Consider the following 12,108-nt stretch of genomic DNA (forward strand, 5'->3'; position numbering starts at 1 on the left):
CGGCCGCCCCGATGTGGTACTGATGCGGCCACTAGGAGTTGACCGATCCGGTGAACACCTCGAACGCGCGCTCCACCGGAACCGCCAGGGTCACGCTGCCGGTGATGGGTGGGATCGGGGCCGTGCTGGTCATTGAAACTCCTCGCGATGGTCGTCGCAGTTCAGGGTCGTGGATCCTCGGCGATCTTGTGAAAGGTGGTCAAGGCGTCGCTCCACACACCGTCCAGCCACGCCCGCAGCGCGGTGACGCCCTCGGGGTTCAGGTGGTAGATCCGCCGCGTGCCCTCGGCCCGGCTGACGACCAGTCCGCCCTCGCGCAGCACCTTCAGGTGCTGCGACACGGCGGGGCGGCTGATCGGCAGCTCGTCGGCGAGCTCCTGCACCGAGCACGGGCGGCGGGCGAGCAACTCGAAGATGGCGCGCCGGCTGGGGTCACCGAGCAACCCCAACCCACCATCTCCGTAAGTCTCCACGAACGGTAAGGCTAGACGCACGGAGATAGTTGGTGTCAAGGGTGGGCAGGCCCCCGGGGAGTGCGTCAGGATCTACGCGGCCGAGCCGCGACCAGGCAGGATGGGTGATCGGCCGACTTTTCTGGCACTGGACACCGCCGGGTCAGGCGGGGGTCAGCGTTCCTTCTTGCCCTGCTCAAGGAGATGGATCATCTCGGCGATACGGACCGGGCGCTGATCGGGGCGTCGCTTGGTGGCGTCGATCCAACGTAGGAATCCGTTGCGGTAGAACTGGGCGAGCGAGTCGAACATCGTTCCCGCGGCCGGTGACGCGTCCAACGCGGCCGCCACGTCCGGTGCCAGATCGGTGCGCTGCGGCCCCTCCGGGGTGAGCACGACCTCGACTGTGGTGCCGTCGGCTGGCCCGCACCCGCGACCCCAGGCTGGTCCGAGAACCAGGGCCACGCCGCCGCCGTAGGGTTCGAGCACGCCGCGTACCCCGACGCCGGCGATCGTGCCGGTCACGTGATGGCGCGGCTTCGGACTCCACACCGCGTCCGGGTCGAACGGGACCGGCACCCGCGTGCGGCCCTGCCGATCGACAGCCACGGTCGAGGCGAACCTCTGCTCCCGACCCGAGACCGGGCCTGGCTGATCACGCTCCACGGCGGTCCCCTCCCGTGAACCATCCCGGTTGACCGAGTCTGTCTCGGCACCAGGATCCCGCTCCGGCCGTCGTGGCGCGACCGACCCGGCCGCCCACCTGAGCCCCTCCAGCGGTCGACACGGACAACAGTTGCGACACCGTGATCAGGTCGTCAGGAGGGTGCCGAACAGGTGGGCTCCGAGTTGCTGTGCCTCGACCCGATCGAGGATTGCACCTGGCAGGTGCGGGTGTGCCGTAGTCCAGGCGGTGGCCGCCGCGTGGTCGGTGAAGAAGTTGAGGTAGTCGCAGCAGCAGTCCGCCGAAGGCCCGCCGCCGGGTTCGGCGCCGATGAACACCACGGCGCCGGCAGGAGTCCAGGTGGTGTGACCGGCGATCATGGTGACGGTCACGGGCAGATCGCTGGTGATGTCGATCGAGTCGATCCGGGTGTCGGCGCCGAGCATCGGCACGATACCCAGCGCGTCGATCGCGCACATCGCGTACGCGTCCACACGATCATCGATCCGCACCCGGTGCCGGGTGGGCCGCGCGGAGAAGGGATAGGCCACGGCGATCTGCCCGTCGCCGCCGAGACGGACCGCGTCCAGCTCGTGCAACGCGCCCAGCACCTCAACCACCGCCCGCCCGGAACCCTCGACCACCCAGGCGAGCTCCGATGAGGTGGGCGCGCGCCCGGTGGCGGCGAAGGCACGCAGGATCGTCTGGTGCACACCCTTCTCGACCGGGTCCAGGGGCAACGCCCGGGTCCGCCACGCGCTCAGCACCCTGCCCGGTCGCCCCGGCTCGCACGACCCGCAGTCCGCCACCGCCGCGACTGGTCCGGCCGTCGACGCGGCCGGGTCTGTGCTCGCGGTAGGGGTTGAGACCGGAGTGGCGGCGGCAAGCGCCGCGCGCAGTTGAGCGGTCGACGGTACTGGGACGGTGTGGCCCTGCTCGTCGCGGTAGATCCGGCACGACAGCCCGCACTCGTCCTCGCGGCCCTCGCCCGCCTTGAACGGGTCGCGGTCGTTGACCAGCAGCGTCGGTGATCCGGCCATCCCCGCCGTGATCGCTTCGGCGGTCGTGTGGATCTCCCGGGTGGTCACCGGAACATCGGTGACCTGTCGCAGCCGCTGCAGCAACGGAGCCAGGTTCGGGCAGCCGGCCACGTGCAGGATTTCCAGGGTGAGTGTCATCGCCGGCTCCCGGTCGGACGCGGGGTGGGCGGGTTGTCGATCACGTCGAGCAGCGGGCAGCGGCGGTCCGCGCGCGGGAGATCGCAGGTGGCGACCAGGTCGGCCAACGAGTCGCGCATTCGCTGCAGGTCCGCGATCCGGGCCTCCAGATCGGCCTGGCGGGCCTTAGCGAGGGCACGCGCGGCGTCGCAGCCGTCCGGGCCGCCGTAGTTGAGTTGCAGCAGCTCCTCGACCTCGTCGAGGGTGAACCCGTGGCTGTGTCAACCAGAAGTGGCCCCGGAGTTCTTCTCTGATCTGGCCCCACCGGTGGTGCGCGACGGGTCGGGTGTTCTTCTCTGATCTGGCCCCACCCGCTGTTGCGGGATCTGTAGCTGGGCTTGCTCGGCGGCGGCGCGGGCGTCGGCGGCCATCTGCCGGACTTGGCGGCTGTAGTCGTCGACGCGGGTCCGCTCGGCGTCCTGGGCGATCCGGGTGAACAGGTCGGCCTTGCGGGACAGGAACGCTGCCCGCTCGGCGGGATCGATGGTGGTGGTGATGCCGTCGCGGGGGTTGCAGCGCATCTGGGCGGCGTGGTGCAGCAGGTCGGCGATGTCGCGGGCGGTGACCCGGGTATAGGCGTTGTCGAAGTCGCGTTCGTAGGTCTGCGGGTAGCCAGGGTCGTAGCCGAAGTTCTCGCGGTTGAGGTCGTCGCGGTCGGTGTCGTCGCGGTCGGTGTCGTCGCGGTCGGTGTCGAGGTCGCGGTTCACGTGCTGCTCCTTTCCCGGTCGCGTGTGGTGGTGTTCTTGGTGTGTTTGCGCTGGCTGGAGCGCAGCCGGTAGGACTGGGTGCCGGTCTCGACGATGTGGGCTTCGAAGGTGATCCGGTCCACGATCGCGGCGCAGAGGCGGGGGTCGGTGAAGGTGCGGGCCCACTCGGAGAACGCGGAGTTCGACGCGACCGCGACCGAGGCGCGTTCCTCGCGTTCGGTGAACACCTGGAACAGCAGCTCGGCGCCGCGGCGGTCGAGTTCCAAATAGCCGAGTTCGTCGAGGCAGAGCAGGTCGACCCGGCCGTAGCGGGCGATGGTGCGGGAGAGGTGTTTGTCGTCGGCGGCCTCGACGAGTTCGTTGACCAGGGCGGCGGCGGTGACGTAGCGGACCCGGTAGCCGGCTTCGGCGGCGGCGATCCCGAGCCCGATCAGCAGGTGCGACTTCCCGGTGCCCGAATCGCCGATCAAGCACAGCGGTTGCCCGGCGCGGATCCAGGCGCCCTTGGCCAGGGTGTGGATCAGCCCGGGGTCGATCAGCGGGTTGGCGGTGAAGTCGAAGTCGTCGAGCCGTTTCGGGCGGGGGAACCCGGCCTCGCGGACCAGCCGGGACTTGCGGCGGTCCTCCCGTTCGTCGCACTCGATGGCGAGCAGCTCGACCAGGAACCCCTTGTAGCCGGCCTTCTGCCGGGCCGCGGCCTCGGCGACCCGGCCGTGGTGTTCACGGATGGTGGGCAACCGCAGGATCCGGCAGGCCTGCTCGATCGCGGCGTCGGCGGCGGCGTCGGTCAACTCGTCGCGAGTGGAGGCGGGTCTGCTCATGAGCTGCGCTCCTGACCGCTCTGATCGGTGCTGGCCCGGCGGTGTGGTGGACGGCGGTGGGCCAACAGCTGGTCGTAGTCGCGCACCGACGGCGCCGGACGCGCATCGGTAGGTAGCTCGGCCAGCACCGCGGCCTGGCGCTGCTCACGACGGGCGCCGAGGGTCACCACCGCCGCGCGGGAACGCTGCGGCCCGGCAAGCACGTCGGGCTCGAGGGCCGGGTCGCCGATAGGTGCAGGCTGGGCACCCGCGGGTGCGCAGTGGCGGTCGGATGCCTGGTGGCGGCGGGCTTCGATGGCGACCACGTCGGGGGCGACGCTGCCCGCGGCCAGCGCAGCGCGGATCCCGGCCAGCACCGCCGCGGCATCGAGGCGGCGGTGCAGCAGCAACACCTCGATCAACGCCCGGGTGCCGGCGCCGTCCCCGTGCCGGGCCCGGGCAGCGGCCCAGAACGCCTCATGCGTCGCGGTGAACTTCCCGGCTGCGCGGGCCTGCGCCAGCGCGGTCGACCCCGGCAACGCACCCGGTTTGCCCAGCAAGATCTCCAGGTAGTGGTCCAGCTCGAGCACCGCCTCGCCGCGGGAGAGCACCCGTGGGTGGGTCGCGACCCGCGCCGAACCGTCGAAGACCTGCAGCTGTGACGCCGACAGCGCAACCCGCACCCGCGTCCCGATCAGCCGGGCGGGCACCGAGTAGCGGACCTGACGGACCATGATCTGGGCGTAGCGATCCACCCGCGCGGTCAACGACAGCGCGGTGTCGAACCGCTCGCCGGGCAGCGCCAACAGCAGCGGCGCCTCGGCGGCGAACGCCGCCCCGACCGACAACCTCCGCCCGTCGATGCGGCGTTGGTCCTCCGCGGCGTCGGCGGCGATCAGCCGCGCGTTGAGCTCGGCCAGGTCGGCGACCTCGGGGACCGGGACCAGGTGGGTGCGGCGGAACCGGCCGCCGTCGCCTTCGACCCCGCCCTTTTCGTGCGCGCCCTCGACCCCGGGCTGGCAGTAGAACGCCTCGAACCCGTAGAACGCGCGAAACGCCAGCCACCGCCCGGACTCGGCGCGGTTGCGCCCGAACAGCACCCGGTGCACCGCCGACCGCAAATTGTCATAGCGGATCTTGTCGAACGGGATACCGCCCAGGACCTCGAACGCGGCCACATGTCCTTCCAGGAACGCCTCCTGCCCCTGGGAGGCGAACACCCGGTGCACCGCCTTGCCCGAGTGCGACAGCCGCAGCGTGCACAGGAAACACTTGGTCATCACCCCGGCCAGGCGCACCCACAGATCAGCGAAGTCGACCTCGGCCTCGGCGCCGGGCCGGTGATACTGCGGCACGAACCCGGCCACCACCCCCGCCCGCGCGACCTCGCGCGCGGCCGCCGCCGCGGCGATCTCCCGGCGGCGGTGATGCACGTACTTCGCCACGTAGGAGTAGGACACCGCGGCGTCATGCTCGCCGCGCAGCCGCTCGTGGATCCGCTTGGCGGTGTGGCGCTGCTTGCGCGGCGCGTCCAGATCCGCGACCAGCATGGCATCGATCAACCCGCGGACCCCGTCGAGCACCACCGTCGAGCGCACCGCCGGCCGCCGCGGCGGCGGGATCGGCGAATCGATCGCCTCACGCACCGTGCGCCGATGCACCGAGTACTTCTCCGCCAACGCCCGGATCGACATCTGATGACGCTGCCGGTCGAACCGGATCGCCGCGTAAAGCTCCACCCTCGACCCCATCCCGGCCCCTATGCGCGAGCGGACGGACGAGCAACGGACGACAACGACGATCCGCCCGAACCCGCGATCCACGAAGCACCCCAGCGGCGTGTCGACCAGCAACATCCCGCGGGTGGGGCCAACTCCCAGTGCTACGCCCGCACCGGAACACGCCCCGGGTGGGGCCAGATCAGAGAAGAACAGTGGGGCCAGATCAGAGTGCTACAGCCAGAACCCGAGCTGTTGAGCACGCTTGATGAACCGCAGCAGCTCCACCGCTGCAGCCGGGTAGTCCCGGTAGCCGGCCCGGTTGCGCGGCGGCTCGGCCAGCAGACCGCGCCGCTCGTAGTAGCGCAGCGTCTCCGCGTTCACCCCGGCCTGACCGGCCAGCTCACCCGTGCGCACGACCACATCCTCAACCCTGTACCGAAGTACGGAGTCAAGTGCGACTCTGAACGAGCCCGATGAGTCCGTGCGATGTGCACCCTCCGACCCAACGTCAGCATCTCTGACGATGGTTCCTGTCAGGTGTCCAGAACCCCACCGCCGCCTTGATCGGCTACGTCTCAGTGATCTCGCAGCATGGGCTGTCGGGACGGCCTGGGGCGCGCCGACGATCCGGCCGACGAGAGGCCGCGTCGCGGCAGACCTCGCGCAGGGTGGCGGAGGGAGGCCAGTGAGGTAGGGCGGGTTGGGCGGTAGCCGGTGGCGAGCACGATCGCGTCGGCTGCCTGCGAGGTCATGGCCGAGCTGGGCCTGGACCTGTCCAGGGAGTTCCCCAAGCCGCTCACCGACGACGTCGTCGGGCCGCCGGCGTCGTCATCAGCATGGGCTGCGGCGACGCCTGCCCCGTCTACCCCCGGCAAGCGCTATCTCGACTGGGAACTCGCCGATCCCGCCGGTAAAGCCGCGGAGCAGATTCGCGCAATCCGCGACGACATCGACGCCCGCGTCCGGGCCCTCGTCGCCGAGCTCACCAGCCAGCCCGCCGCACGATGACCATCTCGAAGCCGTCGGTGCTGTTCGTCTGCGTCCGCAATGGCGGCAGGTCCCAGATGGCGGCAGCACTGATGCGACACATCGCCGGCGACCGGGTCGAGATCAGCTCCGCCGGGACCCATCCGGGCCGCTCGATCAACGCCCTCTCGGCCGAGTCGCTCGCCGAGGTCGGCGCGGACATGTCCGGCGAGCTCCCGAAGGCGATCGACCCGGACCTGCTCGGCCGGGTCGATCTGGTCGTCACGCTCGGCCGCGAAGCCCAGCTCGACGTTCCGTCCGGGGCCGAGCTGCGCAACTGGGACACCGACGAGCCGTCCGAGCGCGGCATCGACGGCATCGAACGCATGCGCCTCATCCGCGACGACATCGCCGCTCACGTGGACCACCTGCATCGCGAGATCACCGCTCACGAGGAATCCGCGGCCATTCGGCCACGATGACATCGGTGACGGCCGGGCCTCGCACCCGGTCCGAGTCGCCGACGCGGGCCGGTGTGTCGATGCAGTGCCCGCAGCAGCAACGGCAGCCCGACCGCGGCCGGGAGGAACCAGAACGCGATCGGGGGAAGCAGGTTCCACACCGGCAGTCGCGGCCCGTTGTCGACGTAGAACGCGGTGAGCGCCGTGATGAACGCGCAGCTCATCCCCGCGATGTGCGTCGCCCGCCAGCCCGGCCATCGGCGGCGAGCGCCGAGGAACCCCACCGCCGCCAGGGTCGCCGCCGCCGTCCCCAGCACCACCAGGTGCCACCGGTGGGCCCAGTCGATGCTCGCCAGGATCGGCGCGGTGACGCACACCCCGCCCAACGCGACCAACCACACGCGGCCGGCGCGGCGGTGTCGCCGGGTTCCCTTCCTGGTCAGCATCGCGGTGACCCCGGCGACGACGGCCGTCAGCCCGCTGATCACGTGGATGCCCACGACAACGGTGATCACGTCGCGCCTCCCGGTATAAGTAGGAACGCTATGCATAGCTACTCTACTCATAGAGGCTCGGCGGCTCATCGTGCTCGTGCCGGTCTCACCTCGAAGGAGTAGCGTTGCTACGTATGCGGGCGGAGTCGCTCAAGGGGCACCTCGACGGGTTGCTGCTGGCCGTGCTCGAACCTGGCCCGCTCCATGGCTACGCGGTGATCGAAGCCGTGCGGGCGGGCAGCGGCGGCCGGATCGACCTGCCGACCGGCACCATCTATCCCGCCCTGCACCGGCTCGAACGTGCCGGGCTGATCAGCAGCCAGTGGTCCACCGGGGACGGGCGCAAGCGCCGGACCTACCAGCTGACTCCGCGCGGGACGAAGGCGCTGGACGACACCCGCGCCGGCTGGCAGGAGTTCTCCGCCGCGGTCACCGCGCTCCTGACAGGGCGACCATGCGCCCCCGCGCCATAGCCGACCCGGCGATCGAGGCCTACCTCGCCGCGGTCGCCGCACGACTGATCGGCCCCCGCGGCACCCGCGCAGCCATCCTGGACGAGCTGCGCGACGGCCTGCAGACCGCTGCCGCAACGCGCCGCACCCGCGGACTGACCCCGGACGCAGCGGTCCGCGAAGCCCTGGCGGAGTTCGGCAGCGCGCCGGAGGTCGCCGTCGCCTTCACCGGCGAGCTCGTCACCGCCCGGGCGCGCCAGATCAGCCTGTCCTACCTGCTGACCGGTCCCCTCGTGGGCGTCAGCTGGCTACTCGTGCTGGCGCCACCGGGTTGGTGGCGAGAGGGCCCGCGACCCCTCTTGACCTCGCTCCCCGCCATCCCGCTCGTCGCCGTCGGCTGCCTCGCCGGCCTGACCGTGCTCGCCGCGACCGGCCGGCTCGGCCGCTGGATCCGTCTCACGCCCCGGCACCTGCTCGACGCGACGGCGCTGCTCGCCCTCACCTGCATCGCAGGTGACGCCGTCGTGCTCACACTGCTCGGCACCGATCCCACGCACCCGGCTGCAGGCGCAATCGCCGCGGTCGCCGCCACGTCCAGCATCGCCCGCACCACCTGCGGCGTCGCCGTCATCGCCCACTGCCGGAGGGTCCGGCACACAGTGATCGCCTAGTCGCAGCACCTACGCCGGATCGCCGAGGCTTAGTGCCGACCGGACGGGACGGGCATGTTCTTCACGTCGGATGCGAAAGTAACTGAGCCCATATCCAGGGCAAATGCGCAGCGCAGGTTCGCTGGTCGGCGAAATGCGCTGCTCGCGCCCCCGGCAGGAGTCGAACCTGCGACGGCGTCGGGCTACCTGCCGATCTCGTCCTCCGCGCCGCTGTTGAGGGCCAGGCCGATTCGCGCCGGCCTGGCAGAGCTGGGAGTGGATGCGCAGGACCGCGGCGCGATTGTTGATCTTGCCTCGATCGGTGCCACGCTCGTCGGTTGGCGGGACGGGCCGCTCGAGGATTGGCACGCGAACCCGGACTCCCGAATCGGCGATGCCGATCTTATGCGGGCCGGTGTGGCGACGACCCGGCTCGTGCGACGTGAAATGACGATGCGGCTGACCGAGGTGATGTTCGAGGGCCTGAAGGACGTGCTGGGTGAACTGGCCCGTCGCCTGCCTGGCGGACGGACCATGGCGGAGATCGCGCCGTCACCTATCGAGGCCCGTCGGCACGTCGATCATGTTTCCGCCCCTGTCCGGCGTTGGACCGCCCTGGCCGTCGAGATCGGCCCGGATGCAGCGGTGGGTGTGCTGGCCTGCACCGCTGGGTGGCGGGCTCGTCGATGGTGGGGAACGCCGTGGTGGCCGGGCCGGGTCGACGCTTTCCTGGATGGTGTCGGTGCGCAGGACCGTCGGGCGCTGTGGTCCGACCACGGCGTCGACCGCGAACGGCTTGCAGCGAAGTTGCGTGACGGGCCGGACCTCATGGACACGGACCTGGTTCGGGCATGCCTGCGAGCTGGACTCGGCGACGCCGGTGGTGCAGCGGATCTTCGCGGAGTACCTGGCCGGGTACGGGATCTTCGCGATCGCGCAGCGGCTCACGGCGGACGGGGTGCCGTCGCCGTCCGCGGCCGATCCGGGGCGGGATCGGCATCGGTGCGGGGTGGCGTGGTCGAAGGGTGCGTTGCGGACGATCCTGATGAATCGGCGGTACACGGGTCGGCAGGTGTGGAACCGTCAGCGCAAGCAGGAGTCGTTGATCGACGTCGAGGATGTCGCGCTCGGGCACACGACCCGGCTGGCGTGGAACGCGTCGGACGTGTGGGTGGTGTCGGACGATGTTGCGCATCCGGCGCTGATCGACGACGACGTGTTCGAGCAGGTGCAGCGTCGGCTGGCCTCTCGTGGTGTCCGTTCGGTGCGCGAGACCGGGGCGCGGGCGCGTCATGGGTACGCGTTGCGGGGGCTGGTGCGGTGTTCGGTGTGCGGGCGGAAGATGCAGGGCACGTGGAACCACGGGAGGGCGCACTACCGGTGCCGGTTCCCGGCCGAGTACGCGCTGGCGAACCGGATCGAGCATCCCGCCGCGGTGTACGTGCGAGAGGACGTCGTAGTTGGTCCACTGGATGCCTGGTTGGCGGCGGCGTTCCATCCCGACCTCGTCGTCAAGCGGCTCTCGCGGGTCCAGGACGAGCCAGTGCTCGACGCGGGTGCCGAGGCGGCAGAGCGTGAGCTGGCTGAGTGCGACCGGCTGCTTGCCCGACATCGGGCAGCCCTGGAGGCGGGTGCGGACCCGGCGCTGGTGGCGGAGTGGACCCGGGACGTCCGCCGTCGTCGGGACTCGGCGGAAGCTGCTCTGCAGGCGAAGCCCGCCGCCCTGCAGCGTCGGATGAGCGAGCAGCAGATCTCGACCGTGGTGAGCTCGCTGGGCGGGTTGATCGGCCTGCTCGTCTCCGCGGATGCCGACCGCAAGTGCGAGCTGTACCGCGAGCTGGGGGTGTCGATGACCTACCAGCACCCGGAACGGATCGTGCTGGTGGAGGCAACGCCACGGCTACCCGTGGACTTAATGGATGTGTCCGAGGGGCGGGTCGAACCATAACCCCACCGTGCGGCACGCCGCTGACCTGCAGCTTCCATGAACGCCTTCGCCGGAGGCTCTGCGGTTCAGGTCATGCCGTCGTCAGCTCGGCAGTGGCTACCGGTTCGTCGGTGGCGGGCTGGCGAGATCGGCACCGTTGTGCCTATGTCGTCGCCACCGCCTCGGCCGCGATCACCCGCCGCCTGCCCAAGACGGTGGGTGATCTGCACGAACGCCACCGCGTCCTTCCTGATGTTCGCCGAGGTCCACGACGCGTCGCCCTTCGCGTGTGACGGATTCCGCCAGCTCGCCGCCGTCGGGCGCGGGCCTCGCCTCCGGGTTGTGGCACGGGGTGGGCTTACCTCGAAGTGATCGGGCGCCGGTGCGTGCGGGCGGTCGACGTCCAGGGGAACCTCTGTCGTCGGGGACCTCAGGACGGGGTGAGGCTGAACCGTGCCGGCGTGAATGCGTCGATGTCCGGGCGCGCGGTGCCCTCGGTCAGATCGGCGAGGATCTCCCCGATCGCGGGCGCGTAGCGGAACCCGCGACCGTTGCAGGCGGCGCCGACGACCACGCGGGGGGTGTCGGGGTGCGGGCCGAGGATCCAGTGCCCGTCGACGGCCTCGGTCCACATGCAGACGGTGGAGCGCACCGGCGGGTCGGTGATCTCGGGGATCCGGTCGCGCACGACCGCGGTGACCTTCGCGATGTCGTCCGGTGTCACGTCCTGGCTCAACGTGGAGGGGTCGATCTCGTGGCTGTTGCTCGCGACGCTGAACTTCCAGGTGCCGTCCGGCTCGATGCACCCGTAGTCGGGCGCCGCGGCGGATCCGGCCGGTCCGGCCACGTAGATCGAAGGCAGCGGCGCGGAGCCGGGCGGCATCGCGAAGTTGACCAGTACCTGGCGGTCGACCCGAGCGGGCAGGTCGAGGTGCAGTACCCGGGCGGAGAACGCGCCCGTGGTGATGACGAGGCGGTCCGCGACGTACTCGCCCCGTGCAGTGCGAACCCGCACTGTCGACGGGTCGGACGACCAGTCGAGGACGGGCTCGTCGAAGCGGAACTCCGCGCCCGCCTCCCGCGCCACCCGTTGCATCGCCCGCAGGGCGGCCGGGACGTGGGCGATGCGGGCTGCGGGCTCGAAGACAGCCAGCTCGTGATCGGCGATCCGCAGGCGCGGAAACGCCGACCGTGCCTGCTCGCCGGCCAGGACTCGGTGCTCGAACGGCGACGACTCCAGGCTCGCCACCGTGGCGTCGAACCACGGGGACCCCGGCTCGCCGATCATGACGTTGCCGGTGACCGTCATCAGCTCGGTCCCGGTGCGTGCCGCGAGGTCGTCCCACAGCTCGAACGCACGCACGGTGAGCTGGACGTACTGCGGGCCGGTGCTGTTGGACTGTCGTGCCAGGCGGGTGAGTCCGCCGTGCGAACCGTGCTCGTGCGGCGGAGTGTGGGCGTCGATCGCGAGCACGCGCACACCTCGTCGGGCGAGGTGCCATGTCGCCGCGGAACCCCACGTTCCCGCGCCGACGACGATGACGTCGTAGGTCTTCATCGTTCTGGTCCTTTCGACAAGGCTGGGAGGAGGCTGGGT

The 12,108-nt window shown here is 70.7% G+C and carries 13 protein-coding genes and 2 pseudogenes; 5 read left to right on the forward strand and 10 right to left on the reverse strand.

The window, feature by feature from the left end:
• Positions 1-161 precede the first annotated feature (161 nt).
• The 8 genes and pseudogenes from ACQEVB_RS37155 to ACQEVB_RS37190 form a co-directional block, all read right to left on the reverse strand.
• Positions 162-473 (reverse strand): ArsR/SmtB family transcription factor, encoded by a 312-nt coding sequence (locus ACQEVB_RS37155; protein ID WP_432983301.1) that lies wholly within the window; start codon positions 471-473, stop codon positions 162-164.
• A 153-nt stretch (positions 474-626) separates the two neighbouring features.
• Positions 627-1,118: a YdeI/OmpD-associated family protein gene (locus ACQEVB_RS37160; protein WP_432983304.1), complete on the reverse strand. Its 492-nt coding sequence runs from the start codon at positions 1,116-1,118 to the stop codon at positions 627-629.
• A gap of 144 nt (positions 1,119-1,262) precedes the next feature.
• Complete coding sequence (locus tag ACQEVB_RS37165; RefSeq protein ID WP_432983307.1) at positions 1,263-2,294, reverse strand: alkylmercury lyase family protein; 1,032 nt, start codon at positions 2,292-2,294, stop codon at positions 1,263-1,265.
• Positions 2,291-2,533: pseudogene (locus ACQEVB_RS37170) on the reverse strand (MerR family DNA-binding protein); the annotation flags it as partial. The pseudogene ACQEVB_RS37170 and the gene ACQEVB_RS37165, both read right to left, overlap by 4 nt.
• Positions 2,534-2,554: 21 nt before the next feature.
• Positions 2,555-3,040 carry a hypothetical protein gene (locus ACQEVB_RS37175; RefSeq protein WP_432983310.1) on the reverse strand — a complete coding sequence of 162 codons (486 nt, stop codon included), beginning with the start codon at positions 3,038-3,040 and terminating at the stop codon, positions 2,555-2,557.
• Positions 3,037-3,861, reverse strand: coding sequence for an IS21-like element helper ATPase IstB (istB, locus tag ACQEVB_RS37180; RefSeq protein WP_432983313.1), 825 nt, complete (start codon positions 3,859-3,861; stop codon positions 3,037-3,039). Before istB ends, ACQEVB_RS37175 begins: the two co-directional genes overlap by 4 nt.
• On the reverse strand, positions 3,858-5,591 hold the full coding sequence (istA, locus tag ACQEVB_RS37185; RefSeq protein WP_432983316.1) for an IS21 family transposase: 1,734 nt from the start codon (positions 5,589-5,591) through the stop codon (positions 3,858-3,860). The genes istB and istA overlap by 4 nt, the downstream gene beginning before the upstream one ends.
• 201 nt (positions 5,592-5,792) lie before the next feature.
• On the reverse strand, positions 5,793-5,975 hold the full coding sequence (locus ACQEVB_RS37190; RefSeq protein WP_432983319.1) for a MerR family transcriptional regulator: 183 nt from the start codon (positions 5,973-5,975) through the stop codon (positions 5,793-5,795).
• A gap of 303 nt (positions 5,976-6,278) precedes the next feature.
• On the opposite strand from ACQEVB_RS37190, the pseudogene ACQEVB_RS37195 reads away from it, so the two are divergent.
• A pseudogene (locus ACQEVB_RS37195) lies at positions 6,279-6,569 on the forward strand (arsenate reductase ArsC); the annotation flags it as partial.
• Complete coding sequence (locus tag ACQEVB_RS37200; protein ID WP_432983322.1) at positions 6,566-7,009, forward strand: low molecular weight phosphatase family protein; 444 nt, start codon at positions 6,566-6,568, stop codon at positions 7,007-7,009. The pseudogene ACQEVB_RS37195 and the gene ACQEVB_RS37200, both read left to right, overlap by 4 nt.
• Here ACQEVB_RS37200 and ACQEVB_RS37205 read toward each other — a convergent pair.
• A complete protein-coding gene (locus ACQEVB_RS37205; RefSeq protein WP_432983325.1) occupies positions 6,976-7,503 on the reverse strand; it encodes a hypothetical protein in 528 nt (175 codons plus the stop codon). The genes ACQEVB_RS37200 and ACQEVB_RS37205 overlap by 34 nt on opposite strands.
• A gap of 113 nt (positions 7,504-7,616) precedes the next feature.
• Between ACQEVB_RS37205 and ACQEVB_RS37210 the strand changes: the two genes are divergently transcribed.
• The 3 genes from ACQEVB_RS37210 to ACQEVB_RS37220 all read left to right on the forward strand — a co-directional run bounded on the left by ACQEVB_RS37210 (position 7,617) and on the right by ACQEVB_RS37220 (position 10,532).
• Complete coding sequence (locus ACQEVB_RS37210) at positions 7,617-7,955, forward strand: PadR family transcriptional regulator (protein ID WP_432983328.1); 339 nt, start codon at positions 7,617-7,619, stop codon at positions 7,953-7,955.
• The gene (locus ACQEVB_RS37215) at positions 7,937-8,605 is read left to right on the forward strand and encodes a permease prefix domain 1-containing protein (RefSeq protein WP_432983331.1); all 669 of its coding nucleotides are present in this window, start codon (positions 7,937-7,939) and stop codon (positions 8,603-8,605) included. The genes ACQEVB_RS37210 and ACQEVB_RS37215 overlap by 19 nt, the downstream gene beginning before the upstream one ends.
• A gap of 712 nt (positions 8,606-9,317) precedes the next feature.
• Positions 9,318-10,532, forward strand: coding sequence for a recombinase family protein (locus ACQEVB_RS37220; RefSeq protein ID WP_432983334.1), 1,215 nt, complete (start codon positions 9,318-9,320; stop codon positions 10,530-10,532).
• A 409-nt stretch (positions 10,533-10,941) separates the two neighbouring features.
• On the opposite strand, the gene solA is transcribed toward ACQEVB_RS37220, so the two are convergent.
• Positions 10,942-12,069 carry an N-methyl-L-tryptophan oxidase gene (gene solA, locus ACQEVB_RS37225; protein ID WP_432983337.1) on the reverse strand — a complete coding sequence of 376 codons (1,128 nt, stop codon included), beginning with the start codon at positions 12,067-12,069 and terminating at the stop codon, positions 10,942-10,944.
• Positions 12,070-12,108 lie beyond the last annotated feature (39 nt).

The sequence above is a fragment of the Pseudonocardia sp. CA-107938 genome, from assembly GCF_050936315.1.
GTDB lineage: Bacteria > Actinomycetota > Actinomycetes > Mycobacteriales > Pseudonocardiaceae > Pseudonocardia.

Excerpts from the sequence above, each read along its gene's own strand:
- istA (WP_432983316.1), bottom strand. The coding sequence starts at position 5,591 with ATGGGGTCGAGGGTGGAGCTTTACGCGGCGATCCGGTTCGACCGGCAG.
- ACQEVB_RS37210 (WP_432983328.1), top strand. The coding sequence starts at position 7,617 with ATGCGGGCGGAGTCGCTCAAGGGGCACCTCGACGGGTTGCTGCTGGCC.
- solA (WP_432983337.1), bottom strand. The coding sequence starts at position 12,069 with ATGAAGACCTACGACGTCATCGTCGTCGGCGCGGGAACGTGGGGTTCC.
- ACQEVB_RS37220 (WP_432983334.1), top strand. The coding sequence starts at position 9,318 with ATGGTGTCGGTGCGCAGGACCGTCGGGCGCTGTGGTCCGACCACGGCG.
- ACQEVB_RS37215 (WP_432983331.1), top strand. The coding sequence starts at position 7,937 with ATGCGCCCCCGCGCCATAGCCGACCCGGCGATCGAGGCCTACCTCGCC.
- ACQEVB_RS37165 (WP_432983307.1), bottom strand. The coding sequence starts at position 2,294 with ATGACACTCACCCTGGAAATCCTGCACGTGGCCGGCTGCCCGAACCTG.
- istB (WP_432983313.1), bottom strand. The coding sequence starts at position 3,861 with ATGAGCAGACCCGCCTCCACTCGCGACGAGTTGACCGACGCCGCCGCC.
- ACQEVB_RS37200 (WP_432983322.1), top strand. The coding sequence starts at position 6,566 with ATGACCATCTCGAAGCCGTCGGTGCTGTTCGTCTGCGTCCGCAATGGC.